Source organism: Shimia ponticola (assembly GCF_007995215.1).
GTDB lineage: Bacteria > Pseudomonadota > Alphaproteobacteria > Rhodobacterales > Rhodobacteraceae > Shimia_B > Shimia_B ponticola.
Window position 1 is genome coordinate 203,050 of sequence record NZ_VCDK01000002.1, and the last position, 15,182, is coordinate 218,231.

Annotated in this window: 16 protein-coding genes; 7 read left to right on the forward strand and 9 right to left on the reverse strand. The window is 58.9% G+C overall.

Annotation, left to right across the window (positions count from 1 at the left end; genetic code table 11):
* Window positions 1–134 precede the first annotated feature (134 nt).
* Window positions 135–527 carry a hypothetical protein gene (locus FE702_RS02305; protein WP_147124601.1) on the forward strand — a complete coding sequence of 131 codons (393 nt, stop codon included), beginning with the start codon at window positions 135–137 and terminating at the stop codon, window positions 525–527.
* 39 nt (window positions 528–566) lie between these two features.
* On the opposite strand, the gene FE702_RS02310 is transcribed toward FE702_RS02305, so the two are convergent.
* The 6 genes from FE702_RS02310 to cysG all read right to left on the reverse strand — a co-directional run bounded on the left by FE702_RS02310 (window position 567) and on the right by cysG (window position 6,225).
* On the reverse strand, window positions 567–1,409 hold the full coding sequence (locus FE702_RS02310) for a ferredoxin--NADP reductase (protein ID WP_147124602.1): 843 nt from the start codon (window positions 1,407–1,409) through the stop codon (window positions 567–569).
* A gap of 158 nt (window positions 1,410–1,567) precedes the next feature.
* The gene (locus FE702_RS02315; protein WP_147124603.1) at window positions 1,568–1,975 is read right to left on the reverse strand and encodes a DUF934 domain-containing protein; all 408 of its coding nucleotides are present in this window, start codon (window positions 1,973–1,975) and stop codon (window positions 1,568–1,570) included.
* Window positions 1,976–1,978: 3 nt separating this feature from the next.
* Window positions 1,979–2,743, reverse strand: a complete 765-nt coding sequence (locus tag FE702_RS02320; RefSeq protein WP_147124604.1) for a phosphoadenylyl-sulfate reductase — start codon at window positions 2,741–2,743, stop codon at window positions 1,979–1,981.
* A 3-nt stretch (window positions 2,744–2,746) separates the two neighbouring features.
* Window positions 2,747–4,408 carry a nitrite/sulfite reductase gene (locus tag FE702_RS02325; RefSeq protein ID WP_147124829.1) on the reverse strand — a complete coding sequence of 554 codons (1,662 nt, stop codon included), beginning with the start codon at window positions 4,406–4,408 and terminating at the stop codon, window positions 2,747–2,749.
* 99 nt (window positions 4,409–4,507) lie between these two features.
* Window positions 4,508–4,843 (reverse strand): DUF2849 domain-containing protein, encoded by a 336-nt coding sequence (locus tag FE702_RS02330; protein ID WP_147124605.1) that lies wholly within the window; start codon window positions 4,841–4,843, stop codon window positions 4,508–4,510.
* Complete coding sequence (gene cysG, locus FE702_RS02335) at window positions 4,843–6,225, reverse strand: siroheme synthase CysG (protein ID WP_147124606.1); 1,383 nt, start codon at window positions 6,223–6,225, stop codon at window positions 4,843–4,845. The genes FE702_RS02330 and cysG overlap by 1 nt, the downstream gene beginning before the upstream one ends.
* Before the next feature lie 131 nt (window positions 6,226–6,356).
* On the opposite strand from cysG, the gene FE702_RS02340 reads away from it, so the two are divergent.
* Window positions 6,357–6,821, forward strand: a complete 465-nt coding sequence (locus FE702_RS02340) for an Lrp/AsnC family transcriptional regulator (RefSeq protein ID WP_147124607.1) — start codon at window positions 6,357–6,359, stop codon at window positions 6,819–6,821.
* A gap of 37 nt (window positions 6,822–6,858) precedes the next feature.
* Here FE702_RS02340 and FE702_RS02345 read toward each other — a convergent pair whose 3' ends face one another.
* Window positions 6,859–8,016 (reverse strand): cytochrome P450, encoded by a 1,158-nt coding sequence (locus FE702_RS02345; RefSeq protein ID WP_147124608.1) that lies wholly within the window; start codon window positions 8,014–8,016, stop codon window positions 6,859–6,861.
* 83 nt (window positions 8,017–8,099) lie between these two features.
* On the opposite strand from FE702_RS02345, the gene FE702_RS02350 reads away from it, so the two are divergent.
* The 5 genes from FE702_RS02350 to FE702_RS02370 all read left to right on the forward strand — a co-directional run bounded on the left by FE702_RS02350 (window position 8,100) and on the right by FE702_RS02370 (window position 13,800).
* Window positions 8,100–9,818: an ATP-binding protein gene (locus FE702_RS02350; protein WP_147124609.1), complete on the forward strand. Its 1,719-nt coding sequence runs from the start codon at window positions 8,100–8,102 to the stop codon at window positions 9,816–9,818.
* A complete protein-coding gene (locus FE702_RS18510; protein ID WP_186826956.1) occupies window positions 9,815–10,402 on the forward strand; it encodes a response regulator in 588 nt (195 codons plus the stop codon). The genes FE702_RS02350 and FE702_RS18510 overlap by 4 nt, the downstream gene beginning before the upstream one ends.
* A 200-nt stretch (window positions 10,403–10,602) precedes the next feature.
* On the forward strand, window positions 10,603–11,610 hold the full coding sequence (locus tag FE702_RS02360) for a DctP family TRAP transporter solute-binding subunit (protein ID WP_147124610.1): 1,008 nt from the start codon (window positions 10,603–10,605) through the stop codon (window positions 11,608–11,610).
* Window positions 11,611–11,739: 129 nt separating this feature from the next.
* Entirely contained in the window at window positions 11,740–12,393 is a 654-nt protein-coding gene (locus FE702_RS02365) for a TRAP transporter small permease (protein WP_255449558.1), read from the forward strand.
* Window positions 12,394–12,396: 3 nt separating this feature from the next.
* Window positions 12,397–13,800: a TRAP transporter large permease gene (locus FE702_RS02370; protein ID WP_147124612.1), complete on the forward strand. Its 1,404-nt coding sequence runs from the start codon at window positions 12,397–12,399 to the stop codon at window positions 13,798–13,800.
* Window positions 13,801–14,021: 221 nt separating this feature from the next.
* On the opposite strand, the gene tpiA is transcribed toward FE702_RS02370, so the two are convergent.
* Window positions 14,022–14,762, reverse strand: a complete 741-nt coding sequence (gene tpiA, locus FE702_RS02375; protein ID WP_186826957.1) for a triose-phosphate isomerase — start codon at window positions 14,760–14,762, stop codon at window positions 14,022–14,024.
* A gap of 51 nt (window positions 14,763–14,813) precedes the next feature.
* Entirely contained in the window at window positions 14,814–15,179 is a 366-nt protein-coding gene (locus FE702_RS02380; protein ID WP_147124613.1) for a HesB/IscA family protein, read from the reverse strand.
* Between the last annotated feature and the right edge of the window lie 3 nt (window positions 15,180–15,182).

Below are 15,182 nucleotides of genomic sequence, written 5' to 3' on the forward strand. Positions count from 1 at the left end.
GTTCAAACGCCAGCAAAATTGAGACCCGGGATGTTCGCGCATTCCGGGTTTTTCTTTTGCGGGTTTTGTCGGCAAAGGCGGAACGATCTGCAGGTGCCTTTGTTGGGTCTTTGAAACCAGCAAAGGAGACGACCATGAAATATGTTCTTTACGCCATCTTTGGATTGGTGTGCGCCATGGGCGGCTGGCAGCTGTATAAGCAATTCAGCGATCCACGTGTCGTGGAGGTTGACCGACTTCAAACAGATGAGTCTATCTCAGCGGTAGCCGAGGCCCCGAATGCTGTCAGCGCGACTGCCGATGGAACAGACCGCATCAAAGAGGCTGGCAGCTCGATGTCGATACCTGTGACAGGGGACGTTGCGGGTGAGGCCGGCGCGAGTGCGGCCACAGGCGCGGCGATCACCACACTGTCGGCAGAGACGGCGCCAGACATGGGGCCTCGCGAGAGCGCGTCAGGCAATACGGTCAGCTTGCGTGAAAGCTTTGAAGAAAGCCAAGAGAGCCAAATTCGTTCAGACGGCTAAAACGCAGCTCTAACCAGTTTCCAAAAGGGCGTTTGTCGGTCAGCCGACGAACGCCTTTTCTACGACGTAATGCTTCGGATCGGAGTTTGCGCCTTCTTCCAAGCCATAACCTTCAAGGATTTCCTTGAGATCAAGGTTCAGGCCCATGGAACCACATACCATGGCTCGATCCACATCGGCACTCATGCCATCAATGCCAAGGTCGCGGAACACGGTGCCATCTTTAAGCAGGTTTGTGATGCGGCCCATCTTTGGGCTCTCTTCGCGAGTGGTGGTCGGATAATAGACCAGCTTGGCCAAGTTCTCGGCCCCGATCAGTTCGTTAAGCATTTCGTCAGTGCGAACCTGCTCGACGATCTCGGCTCCGTATTTCAGTTCGGCCACGTCACGGCATGTGTGCGTGACGATGACCTGATCGTATTTTTCATAGGTTTCCGGGTCACGCAGAAGCGATGAGAACGGGGCAAAGCCGGTGCCTGTTGAAAAGAACCATAGCCGTTTACCCGGCAACAAAGCGTCGTGGACCAATGTGCCCACCGGTTTCGGGCGCAGAATAATCTGGTCGCCCGGCTTGATGTTTTGCAGCCGCGAAGTCAGCGGGCCGTCCTGCACCTTGATCGAGTAGAATTCCAACTCTTCGTCCCAGCTGGGTGAGGCGATGGAATAGGCGCGGAGGATTGGTTTCTGCTTGCCGGTTTCGGGGTGCGGATCACCCATCAGCCCGATCATGACAAATTCGCCCGAACGGAACCGCAGAGATGCGGGACGCGTCACGCGGAAGCGAAACAAGCGATCCGTATAGTGTTCGACCTCGGTTACGGTCTGGGCATCGGGCAGGACAGGTGTTGCGGCTTGTACATTCACGGGCTTTGTCTCGGTCATCTATGTCAACCTGGGTTTACACCCGGGCCTCTCTGGTGTCACTGGTATTTGAGTTCATGTCAACGCGACCAATGGGGCGCATTGATTTGGGTCATGTCCGTCTCGGCACGGTGCGTGTGAACACGCACTGCACCCATAGGGACGGTGATGCGACGTGCCTAACCGCGCATACGGGCCTGATAATCGTTTGCCTTCCAATCGGCGCGGAACAGCCATTGATCCTCTGGTTGGCGGGCGGCGAGTTCATCGCTGATCTCCACCTCATCAAAGCCGGACCTGCGTGCCATCGTGTATTGATCGGCGATCACATGCCCACGCGCACGCAAGCGGCCCGCGAACCCCAACCGTCGAAGCTGTGCGGCAATCGTGAAACCACGACCATCGGCAAAGGACGGAAAGTCGATGCGGATTGCCTCAACACCGTCGAGTTGATCTTTCAAAGCATCTGGGTTTGCGTCCGAGGCCAAATCCAGCGCCGCAGCAGGCGCGTCATTGGCGGCAAGCGGCACAAAGGTGCCTGTGAAATCCTCGGGTGCAAACCCAGTATCGGTGACAATCACGCTCATGTGTCAGGCGTCCTCTGGTGCTTTGGTGGGTGCAGGCCCCGTATCCGGTTGGGTGCCGCGCACGAACTTGCCGTTTTCAAAATGGATGCCGCATTCGACCTTGTCCTGACCCGCCCAGCGGCCCGAGCGCGGGTCCTGACCGGGGGCGACGGGATGGGTGCAGGGCGCACATCCAACAGAAGGGTATCCGCGCGCCACAAGCGGATGACGGGGCAAATTATGCGCATCGATATAGGCGGCGATATCTTTGGTCTCCCACGTCGCTAGTGGGTTCACCTTAAGCCGCTTGCCACCTTCGTTTTCAAACACGGGCATGTCTGCGCGCGTGGCGGCCTGAAACCGTTTGCGGCCAGTGATCCATGTTTCATAGCCGCTCAGAGCCTTTTGCAGCGGCCGGGTCTTGCGCAGGTGGCAGCAGGCGTCGGTATCCGCGCGATGTAGCAGGCCGTCGGTATCGCGCAAGAAGACCTCGTCCCGGTTGGGTTTGATCACCTGCACATTTGTCAGGCCGAGGGTCTCGGCGACTTCCGATTGGTAGCGCAGCGTTTCGGGAAAGAGCATCTCGGTGTCCAGAAACAGGATCGGGACGTCACGGTCGAGCCGTGAAACCATGTGCAAAAGTACAACCGAGTCCGCGCCGAAAGACGACACCATCGCCGTTTTGCGCGGGCCACCCAAGACGGCTTGCAGGACGTCTTGTGGTTTGGCGCGGCTCAAGAGCGCATTCAGATTTTGGGTCAGTTGGGGAAGAGGGGCGGTCCAATCCATGGCTCAAGCCGCCTTGCTCTGCGCGGGATAAAGCGCCGCCTTGAACGGGCTCATGCCAACGCGATTGAAAGCTTGCAGGAAGGTTTCATCCGCATCCGTGCGCAGGTCGAGATAGGCGTAAACGATCCGCTCAATGGCCGGAATGATCTCATCGGCTGAAAAGCCGGGGCCGGTCCGCTGACCCAGTGCCGCAACTTGTGTGGCGTCGCCGCCCAGAGTGATCTGGTAGTTTTCGACGCCCGCGCGGTCGAGGCCTAGGATGCCGATATGACCGACGTGGTGGTGCCCGCAGGCGTTGATGCAGCCCGAAATCTTGATCTTCAACGCGCCGATCTCATGCTCCAGCTTCAACTCGTCAAAGCGTGTCGCTATCTGTTGTGCGATGGGGATCGAGCGGGCGGTTGCAAGCGCGCAGTAATCCATGCCGGGGCAGGCGATGATGTCGCTTATCAGACCGATATTCGCGGTCGCGAGACCCGCGTCGCGCAGGGTGTTGTAGACCTCTGGCAGGTCCGCCTTGTGCACGTGGGGCAGGATGACGTTCTGTTCATGGCTGATGCGCAGTTCATCATGGCCAAAACGTTCCGCCAGATCGGCCATGACACGCATCTGATCCGCGCTGGCATCGCCTGGCGTTTTGCCGTGCGATTTCAGAGAGATAGAAACGATTGCATAGTTATCGTTCTGGTGATCCGTCAGGTTTGTGTCGGTCCATGCGCGGAATGCCGGGTTTGCCGCGCGATAGGCCTCAAGCGCCTCAATGGATGCGTTGCGGAAGGCGGGCAGGGCGAACTGTGCCTTGATCCCCTCCAGCATTTCTTGGTCGACGCCTGTGAAGGCTGGCTTGATCTCTGCAAAGCGCGCCTCGACCTTGTCGCGGACGGTGTCGATCCCGTTTTCGTGCACGGTGATCTTGATGCGAGATTTGTATTTGTTGTCGCGGCGACCCAACAGGTTCCAGACGCTGACGGTGGCCTCGACATAGGGCAGCAGGTCCTCGGGCGAGAGGAAATCGCGTAGGACTTTGCCGATCATCGGCGTGCGGCCCAGACCGCCACCCACAAAGATGCGGTAACCCTGCTGCCCATCCTTTTCGACGATCTGCACGGCAAGGTCATGGGCGCGCAGGACGGCGCGGTCATTTTCGGACCCAGACACGGCAATTTTGAATTTGCGCGGCAGGAATTGAAATTCCGGGTGATCCGTCGACCATTGCCGCAACAGTTCAGCGACCGGGCGCGGGTCCGCAATCTCATCCGATGCCGCTCCGGCAAAATGGTCGGCGGTCACATTGCGGATCGTGTTGCCAGAGGTCTGGATGGCGTGCATCTCGACTTCGGCCAAAGCGTCAAGAATGTCCGGCACGTCCTGCAGTTTGGGCCAGTTGAACTGGATGTTCTGGCGCGTGGTGAAGTGGCCATAGCCCTTGTCCCACTTCTCGGCGATCATGGCGAGCTGGCGCATCTGACGGCTGGAAAGCGTGCCATAGGGGATCGCCACGCGCAGCATGTAGGCGTGCAGTTGTAGGTAGAGGCCGTTCATCAGGCGCAGCGGTTTGAATTCATCCTCGGTCAGCGAGCCGTCGATGCGGCGGTTCACCTGTGCCCGGAACTGAGCATTGCGGTTGCGGACGAATTCGGCGTCGAAATCGGAGTAGGTGTACATGGCGATCTGTTCCTTCGCGTCCCGGGCTTGACCCGGGACCTCGACGAGTGGGCGATCCGCCCGGTTCATCGAGGCCCCGGATCAAGCCCGGGGCGTGGGTCAAATGGTTTCTTCTGAAGCTTCCAGTGGGCCGGGTGCTGCGCCGACCTGTTTGCCGTGGGCGTAGTTTGAAGGTCCCGTCTTGCGGAACTCTTCGCGGAAATGGGTTGGTTCCGGACCCTCCACCGACAGGGCGACCTCGGCCAGATAGGCGCCGACGGTCACGGCTGGCTGCGACTGAGCGTGCAGCAGGCGAATTTGCGCGTCTGCCTCGTCCGTTAGCACTTCGGCATCGGACAGGTTTCGCGACCATTCATCAGCGGCGGTTTGGTAGATCACATCACCGTCCAGCAGATGATTGGCTGTGACGACAGAGGGTTGGAATGGCTTGGGCATCAGGCTTGGGCCTCCAGTTTTGGGAGTTCAGCAATGGCCGCGCGGGGGGCGAGACCGTAAAGAAGGATGGCGGGGCCGTTGGCGTCCTTCAGGGCGTCGGGCAGGGCGGAGAGTGTCGTACCGATGATTTGTTGATCGGCACGGCTGACATTGGTGACGATGGTCACCGGCGTGGCGGCATCCGCGCCGAACATCATCAGGCGACCTTGGACAAACCGCGCGGCGCGTTTGGCCATGTAGATGGCGGCGACTTCGTTTGGTGCGGCGAGAGCCTTCCAGTCGTGGTCAGCAAAGCCGTCCATGTCGTGGCCAGTGATAAAGCGGAGGCCATCATTGCGGCCGCGGCGTGTGAGGCTGCGACCGATGGCGGCGACGGCCCCGGACGCTGCCGTGATGCCGGGGACGATGGTGTAGGACAGGCCAGCGGCTTCGACAGCGTCGAGTTCTTCTTCCAGACGACCAAATACTGCCGGATCGCCGGATTTCAGGCGCACGACATGCGCGCCTTGTTGGCCATGTTCTATGATCAACGCGGTGATATCGTCTTGGCTCATGGACGGGCCGAAACCGGTCTTGCCGCATTCAATCATCGTGGCTTCGCGCCGTGCAAGTTCGAGGATCTCTGGAGCGACGAGGCGGTCATACAGGACGACGTCTGCCGTATCGAGCGCGCGGCGCGCCTTCATCGTCAGAAGATCGGGATCACCGGGGCCAGCGCCGACAAAGTCGATGTGACCGGAACGGGCAGTCGCGTTCAAATGGGAGTCCAACAAAGTCTCCAAAGCGGGTTGTACCGCCTCTTCGCCGTCTTCCAGCGCCTTGGGGCCTGTGTTGAAATAGTAGTCTGCCCAGAAATCTCGGCGTTTGCGGCCCATGGGCAGCGCTTCGACCGCATGACGGAAGGTTTTGCCGATGCGGGCCAGTGTCCCGAGGCGGGCTGGCAGCGCCTCTTCCAGGTCTTTCTTGATCGCGCGGGCCAGGACCGGAGCGGCACCTTCGGTGCCAATAGCAACGGTGACAGGATCACGGTCCACAATTGCAGGGGTAATGAACTGGCTGAGTGCGAGGTTGTCGACGACATTGCAGAGCGCGCCATCGGCCTGCGCCAGTCGGGTCACCCGCAGGTCTTCTGCATCGTCTTCATTCGCCGCATAGAACAAGGCCGCGCAGGTGGCATCGCCGGGCTCAAGCGCACGGCGCACGAGGCGCAGTTTTCCGTCGGCGGCCCATTCCATAATCTCGGCTGCCGGATCGTCGGCGAAGACCGTGATCTTGGCTTCGGTCTTCATCAAGAGGCGCAGCTTTGCCAGCGCGGCGTCACCGCCCCCCGACAGAACGATCCGACGGCCTTCAACGGCCATGAAGATGGGAAAGTGTTTCATCAGCACCTCTTTCTGGGTGTAGATATAGGAAAATGTTCTGGCATTTGGCCATACAGGCTTGCAAAGAAGGAAGAATGTTCTGAATGATCGACAACATAGGCTGACCGTTTTCCAAGTGAGGTAAAAACAGAATGAATATCCGCATCGACGATCTGGATCGGAAAATCCTTGGCGAGCTTCAGGTTGATGCCTCACGCTCGCTTGATGAAATTGCGAAATCGGTGGGGTCTTCGAAGACGCCTGTGTGGAACCGGATCAAGAAGTTGCGCGAGGCTGGCGTGATCCGGAACCAGACCGTGAACCTTGATCCAGAGGCACTGGGGTTCGAGGCCTGTTTCTTCGTTCTGATCCGCACGTCAGAGCACGAAGCCGCATGGCAAGACTCCTTTTTGCGGGCCTTGCAGGAACGCCCAGAGGTGCAGGAGGCCCACCGTTTGGCAGGGGACATCGATTATATCCTTAAGGTGCGCGTTCAGAACGCGCGGGCCTATGACGCGTTTTATCAGGCGCTGATCTCAGAGGTGCGCGTCTATAACGTGACCGCGCTCTTGAGCATGGAAGAGATCAAGTCGACCAACGCCTTGCCACTGGGATGAGCGTAGGGAGTTGAGTATTTTTGAAACATAGAAGGTGTCAGGTCTGCACCATCAGGCGGGCCAGACCATGGAAATGATAGGTGTCGCCGTAGAGTGGTTGTTCCGTCAGGCGTAAGTCCGGGCAACGCGTCAGCAGGGCAGTCAGACCTGCGGTGAGTTCCAGTCGGGCGAGCGGAGCACCGACACAGAAATGAAGGCCAGCGCCAAACGCGGTGTGGGTCGGGCCGCCGCGGTCAGGTTTGAAGGTATTCGGAGCCTCGTAGACGGCGGGGTCACGGTTTGCAGCGCCAAGCACACATGCAATCTGGCTGTGCTTGGGGATCACGTGGCCACAGACCTCGATGTCATCATAGGCCCAGCGGGTGAAGATGTGCAGCGGCGGGTCATAGCGCATGATTTCTTCCACCACGGCGGGTGTGATGGTGCTCTGGCCCTCTTCAAGCAGCGCTTTGACGCCGTTCCCCATGGTGTGGACGGTTGCCTCATGTCCAGCATTCAACAACAGGATACAGGTGGTGATCAATTCATCAGTGGACAGGCGTTCGCCGTCTTCTTCTGCGCGGATCAGGTGGGTGATCAGGTCATCGGCGGGCGTCGCGCGACGCTCCTCAACATAGCCGCGCATGAACTCTGAGAATTCGCGCGCGGCTGTGTTCGCCGCGACCTCAACCTCGTGCGTGCGGCTGGTTTGGTACATCGCCACCATCTGGTTCGACCAAGACAAAAGCTGTGGCGCCATATCCTCTGGCACGCCCAGGAGTCGGGCGATGATCCGGACGGGCAGCGGTTGGGCAAATTGGGTTAAAAGGTCGAACGGCTCAGACGGAAAATCGTCAATCAACTCATCGCAAAGGGCCAGGACTTCAGGCTCCAGCGCATTGATCCGACGCGATGTGAAGGCGCGCAGGACAAGGCTGCGCAGACGAGTGTGGCGCGGGGGCTCCAGTTCAAGCATTGAGTGAGCTTCGACGGCGTAGAAATCATTTGTGTGCTGCGCGACTTCGGGTGGTGTCGGTGCCTCGCGCCCGAAGCGGCGATCTTTCAGGATAGAGGATACGGCCTTGTGTGACATGGCGGCCGGCATGCCAAAATCAGGCCAATCCACGATGTCACCCATCTCTCGGGCGCGGTCATAGGCCGGGTAGGGATTTTGTACAAAATTGGGGTCGTTGAGGGGCTGATCAAAACGCTGCATGGGGCGGACGCTGCCCCAATCGACTGGTCGGGGGCAAGCGCAAACGGCTTGACTTCGCGCCGAGCCGCGGTCTGCTAGGCGCGATGGTGCGTTTGATCCTGATAACCTCTTTGGTTCTGTCGGCTTTGCTGGCTGGTGTGGGCTATACGGTCGCTTTGCGCGGCGCGATGCAGGACGAGGTCGTGCGCGCCGAGGCGACACTCACCTTGGCGCTTGACCGGTTGCAGGCCCGAACAGAACGGTTTCGCACCTTGCCAGCGATCCTTGCGCGGTTCGACGGAATGCAGCGCCTGCTAGAGGGGCAAGAGGTCGACGTGACGGCGACGTTGTCGCGGATTGCAGATGTGGCCGGGGCGCGCCGGGCCGAGGTGATCACGCGGGATGGTGAGGTCATTGCCTCGTCAGAAGGGCGTTCTGCCGGGTCGCGTCCTGCAAATGAAAGGCCGTCATTCCAGCGGGCTTTGACGGGCGCTCTTGGCCAGTTCTACGACCTTGATCCGACAAGCGGTCAAAGAACGATTTCGTTTGAACATCCTGTTCAGGCCGACAATGGGCGCGTGTTGGGTGTGTTCGCGCTGCATGTGGATGTGGAGGAATTGGAAAGCAGTTGGCGTGCAGATGCCAAGGTGATCTTTTTCTCGGATGCCTCGGAAACAGGCTTCATTTCAAATCGAAGCGAGTTGGCCGGTCAGGTGGTTGAGGCCGAGCGGCGCATGTTGCGCCCGCCTTTTGTCCAGCAACCGGTGGAAATCTGGGACGGTATGACGGCCAGCATTGGGCAGGGCCCGTTTTTACACGTCGAACGCGACAGCGCGGCTACCGGTTTGACCGCGCATATCCTGGCGGACATTCGCGGCACCTTTCAACAGGCGCAATCCGGCGCGGTCTTGGGCGTGTTCAGCGGTGTGATCCTGTCGCTGATCGGGGCTTTGATCTGGCAAAGGCGACAGGCCCTCCGGGGACGTCTCGCGGTCAAAGAGGCGGCGGCGCGGCAACTGGAGCAAAGGGTGGAGGAACGCACACGCGACCTGTCCGCCGCCAACGCCCAATTGAAGGAAGAGATCCACGCCCGTGCGAGGTTGCAAGCCGATTTGGTGCAGGCTGAGAAATTGGCGGCACTGGGTGAAATGTCGGCTGGCATCAGTCATGAGTTGAACCAGCCATTGGCGGCGATCCGATCTTTGGCCGACAATGGCGCGACATTTCTTGAACGCGGCATGGCGCCGAAGGCAGGTACGAATTTTGAACGTATCGGGGCCATGGCCGAACGATCCGGGCGCATCCTGAAAAATCTGCGCGCCTTTGCGCGCAACGAGCAAGAGCCGCTCGCTGCCGTGGATTTGGTGGCCTGCGTGCATGCCGTTTGTCAGATGATCGACGAGCGGCTGAGCGATACCGGCGTCGAACTGGCGCTCGATCTGCCACAAGATGCGGTCTGGGTCACGGGCGGACGCGTCCGGTTGGAGCAGGTGCTCTTGAACCTCTTGGCGAATGCCGTCGACGCCATTGAGGCGGCGCGGCAACCCGCTGGGCGCATTGACGTGTCGCTTGGGCAAAGCGCGGACTTTGTCAGCTTGACCGTCACAGATACGGGGCCGGGGTTGCCAGCGCCGGAGAAGGTATTTGATCCGTTTTATACGACCAAGGCCGTCGGGGATGGACTGGGATTGGGGCTGTCATTGTCCTACGGCCTGATCCAGAGCTTTGGTGGGCAGCTTCTTGCGCGCAATCATCCGGTTGGGGGGGCTGTTTTTGAAATTCGATTGCCTCGCGCTGATGAAAAGGCGACAGCGGCAGAATGACGACACCGGTTCTTTTGGTCGATGACGACGAAGATGTGCGGACGGCCTATGGCCAGACGCTAGAGCTTGATGGGTATGACACCATTTTGGCCCGCGCGCTGATCGAGGCTGTTGATCATTTGCATGCCGGATGGCCGGGCGTTGTGGTTACAGATGTCAAAATGCCCGGCCGTGATGGATTTGATATGCTGGCGCGGGTGCGCAAGATCGACCCCGCCATTCCGGTCATTGTGTTGACGGGGCACGCAGATGTGCCAATGGCCGTGAGGGCCATGCGCGAAGGGGCGTTTTCGCTATTGGAGAAACCCTGTTCAAGCGCAGAGTTGCTGGATACCGTGCGCGCGGCAACGGCGGCCCGCGCGAGCGAAATCAAGGCAAGACGCGCCGCTGTGAAGGATGTCGCGCCTTTGACAGGTTCGCTGGTCGGTCGCATGGCAGAGGTGGAGCGGACGTTCATCATTGAAGCCTTGCAAGCCTGTGATGGTCAGGCGGCGCGGGCGGCGGAGGTATTGGGTCTGCCACGCAAGACGCTCTACGATAAGCTCAAACGCCACAATCTGACGCCAGAGGACTATCGCGGTTAGACTGCGCTGACAGGCGGAGTTGTGCGGAATTTCGGACAATCCAATCCTGCCATGGTGCGCAACTTTTCTAGAAATTGAAAAATTTCAGCGGGTTGCGCGATATTCTCAGAAATGTGATTTTTCCTGTTGGCAGGTTTGCCAGCACAGCTAGGCTTTTCACCATCGCTTGGGAGTAACCCAAGCATATGGGAGGAAAACCAATGAAATTTATCGCTGCCGCCGTCGCGGCCGTCACACTTTCTGTGTCTGCAACCGCATCCTTCGCGGCCTGTGAAGGCGACGAGATCGTCGTCAAGTTCAGCCACGTGACCAACACCGACCGTCACCCGAAAGGCATCGCCGCGACTCTCTTGGCCGAGCGCGTAAATGCCGAGATGGACGGCACCATGTGCATGGAGGTCTTCCCGAACTCCACGCTCTATAACGATGACAAGGTTCTAGAAGCGCTGCTGCAAGGCGACGTTCAACTTGCCGCGCCTTCGCTGTCGAAGTTCGAAACCTTCACCAAGCAGTTCCGCCTGTTCGACCTTCCGTTCATGTTCGTGAACATTGACGCGGTTGACCAGTTCCAGGCGTCCGAAAGCGGTCAAGCGATGCTGGACAGCATGCAGCGTCGTGGCCTGCAGGGTCTGGCATTCTGGCACAACGGCATGAAACAGATGTCGGCAAATGTGCCGCTGGTTTCGCCAACGGATGCCAATGGTCTGAAATTCCGTGTTCAGGCGTCTGACGTTCTGGTTGCACAGATGGAAGCCATCGGTGGTTCGCCACAGAAAATGGCCTTCTCGGAAGTGTATGGCGCGCTGCAGCAGGGTGTTGTGGACGGTCAGGAAAACACTTGGTCGAACATCTTTGGCCGCAAGTTCTTTGAAGTGCAGGACGGCGTGACCGAAACCAACCACGGCATCATTGACTATCTCGTCGTGACCTCGGTGGATTGGCTCGACAGCCTTGAAGACGACACCCGTGAGCAATTCCTGACGATCCTTGGTGAAGTGACCGAGACGCGCAACGCAGAAGCCTTTGCCGTGAACGAGCAGGCCAAAGCGGCGATCATCGAAGCTGGTGGCACCATTCGTCAGCTAACACCTGAGCAGCGTGAAGAGTGGGTCAACACCATGAAGCCTGTTTGGGAGCAGTTCTCTGGCGACGTGCCATCTGAACTGATCGACGCCGCGCAGGCGATTAACATGTCGATGGGCTCTTAAGCCTATCTTCGGGCTGCCCCCGGTGTTCCGTGTGGGCAGCCCGTTTTTTGCCTCGGATGCGAGGTCTTCTCAGAAAAATGAATGATCGGGGAGCGCGACGTCCAAAGGACGACGCGGAACGGTGAAGCTATGATTGATAGATTGGAAGAGGGGCTTATCAGTCTTCTCTTGGGTCTGATGACAGCTCTGACGTTTGCGAACGTCGTTGCGCGGTATGTCTTTAATTCAAACATCCTTTGGGCGCTTGAATTGACGGTGTTCATGTTTGGTTGGCTGGTTTTGCTGGGTGCGTCCTACGCAGTGAAAAAGGGCATGCATCTGGGGGTGGATGCCATCGTGCAGAACCTGATGCCGGGGCCTCGCAAGGTGCTTGGTCTCATCTCGGTCGCATGCTGCATCGCCTTCAGCTTCCTTTTGTTGAAGGGTGCCTGGGACTATTGGGCGAATTTCGCGAACTTGCCAAAGACTGAAGGGCGCTGGTTCCCGCTGGGGTTTGAGGACAAGTTCCGCGATCAGGGGTGGTACGAAGTAGACGACATCCCGATGCCCGGCGCGCTGCGCTGGATGGAGGATGTGTTCAACGAGGGTGAGGAATACGAAAAGATCCCGCGTTTGTTGCCTTACCTCATCTTGCCTTTGTCTATGGCCTTGTTGCTGCTGCGCTTTTGCCAAGCCGCGTGGGGTATCTGGACCGGGCGCATCACCCAACTTGTCGCCTCGCACGAGGTTGAAGACGACGAAATCGAAGCCGCAGCCAATGTGGCAGACGGGACAAAGGGATAAGTCATGGACGTCGCACTTCTGTTTTTCGGGGTCATCGGGCTCCTGCTGATTGGTGTGCCCATCGCGGTATCCCTTGGCCTTTCGTCAATCCTGTTCCTGCTGATGTTTTCGGACACGTCGCTTGCGTCGATTGCGCAAACCCTGTTCGAAGCCTTTGAGGGCCACTTTACGCTGCTTGCGATCCCGTTCTTCATCCTGGCTTCGTCGTTCATGTCGACAGGTGGGGTGGCCAAACGGATCATCCGCTTCTCGATCGCTTGCGTGGGCCATTTCCCGGGCGGCCTCGCGATTGCGGGCGTCTTTGCCTGTATGATGTTCGCGGCCCTGTCCGGCTCGTCGCCAGCGACTGTGGTGGCCATCGGGTCCATCGTGATCGCGGGCATGCGCCAGGTCGGCTATTCCAAGGAATTTGCGGCTGGTGTGATCTGTAACGCCGGGACGCTGGGAATTTTGATCCCACCGTCGATCGTGATGGTGGTCTATGCGGCGGCTGTTGAGGTGTCCGTTGGGCGGATGTTCCTTGCCGGTGTTGTGCCGGGTCTGATGGCAGGTCTCATGTTGATGGTGACCATCTACGTGATGGCCAAGGTCAAGAACCTGCCAAAAGGTGACTGGCTGGGCTGGTCTGAGATTGGCGCCTCGGGTGCGCAGGCGTTCTTCGGCCTGTTCCTGATCGTGATCATTCTGGGTGGCATTTACGGCGGTGTCTTTACGCCGACAGAAGCCGCTGCGGTCGCATCGGTCTATGCGTTCTTTGTGGCCACCTTCGTCTATCGCGACATGGGGCCATTGAAAGACAAGCCGCGTGCCGCCAATGGCGGTGAATTCCTGAAGAACCTGCCAAAATATGCGGTCGAGACCGTGATCTATCTGGTGCCGTCCTTCTTCCACAAGGACACGCAAAAAGCGCTGTTTGAGGCAGGCAAGCTGACGGTGACGCTGCTTTTCGTGATCGCGAATGCTCTGATCCTGAAGCACGTGCTGACAGATGAGCAGATCCCACAGAGCATCGCCAACTCGATGCTGGCGGCAGGTTTCGGCCCGGTCATGTTCCTGATCATCGTCAATGTGATCCTGTTGATCGGTGGTCAGTTCATGGAGCCATCGGGTCTGTTGGTGATTGTTGCACCGCTGGTGTTCCCGATTGCGATTGAGCTAGGGATCGACCCGATCCACCTAGGCATCATCATGGTCGTGAACATGGAAATCGGGATGATTACGCCGCCGGTGGGTCTGAACCTCTTCGTGACGTCGGGCGTGGCCAAGATGCCGATGATGGCGGTCGTGAAAGCGGCACTGCCATTCCTTGCCGTGCTCTTCGTGTTCCTGATCATGGTGACCTACATCCCGTGGATTTCCACGGCGCTGCCGAACGCGGTGATGGGGCCGGAACTCATAATCAAATAAGCGGAGCGCGCTTCGCGCGCGTTCCCTTTATGGGGACATCTGCGGATTTTCTGTAAGTCAGGGAGGGGCTGCGCGTGAGGAACGCGCGGCCCTTTTTGCTGAGAGGTCGTTTAAGGCAGACTCTGCCTTAAACAGACCATTTCAAGGGTGAGAGTGAGTCGTGTCTGCCTCAAGGACGAGCCGCTACGCGGTCGCTGCGCGATCCTTGACCCAGCCAAGACTCACGATGCCGCCTCGAGCGCCGTGATGATCGGGCTGAATTGCTCCGCCGTCAGGGACGCGCCGCCAACCAGCGCGCCGTCGACATTGGGCAGGGCGAAGATTTCGGTGGCGTTCGCGGCCTTGACGGAGCCGCCATAGAGGATTCGCACGTCAGAACCGTCAGCCATTTTGTCCTGTAGATCGATCCTCAGGGCCTCATGCACTTCTGCGATTTGCTCGGGGGTTGCGACCTTGCCTGTACCGATTGCCCAGACCGGTTCATAGGCGATCACGGTATTTGCGGCTGTTGCGCCGTCGGGCAGGGACCCGGCCAATTGTTTCGCAACGACGGAAATCGTGCTCCCCGCCTCGCGCTCTTCCAGTGTTTCACCGAGGCACACGATGGCGATGGCACCTGCGCCTATGGCGGCTTCGGCTTTGGCTTTGACCATTGCATCAGTTTCGGCGTGATCGCTGCGGCGTTCGGAGTGGCCAACGATGATTGCAGAAGCACCTGCCTCGACCAGCATCTCTGCGGCGATGTCTCCGGTATGCGCGCCAGAACTGACGGCGTGGCAGTCTTGCGCCCCGATCGCGATGCTCGCAGTGGCTGCCGCACGTGCCGGTGTGATCAAGGTTGCAGGCGGGCAGATCAGCACATCAACCGCTGGCGACGCGTGCGTTTCGCTCAACGTGCCGATCTCGGAAAGGCTGTCGCGCAGCCCGTTCATTTTCCAGTTTCCGGCAGCCAGTTTCCGCATGATCAACTCCTGAACTTGTCAGAAGTTACCAACCGTGTCTGGGCAAGGGGGTCAAGCCTTGGTGCTGAGGCTTTCGTCGAACTTGATGCTTTCGCCGCAGCCGCAGGCGTCGACGACATTGGGGTTCTTGAACTTGAACCCGCTTTCAAGAAGCGACACCTCATAGTCGATCTCGGTCCCGAACAGGAACATCTGCGCCATGGGCGCGATCATCACGCGCGCCCCGTCCTGTTCGACAACTTCATCCATCGGATCGGGCGTATCCACATAGTCCATCGTGTATTCCATGCCTGCGCAGCCCCCTTTTTTCACGCCGATGCGCAGACCGTGACGTCCGTCACGGTCCATCAGTTTGGCGATCTGTTTGACCGCTGCTGGGGTCATTTTGACGGCGGCTTGGCCGGGGATCGAGAACATGCT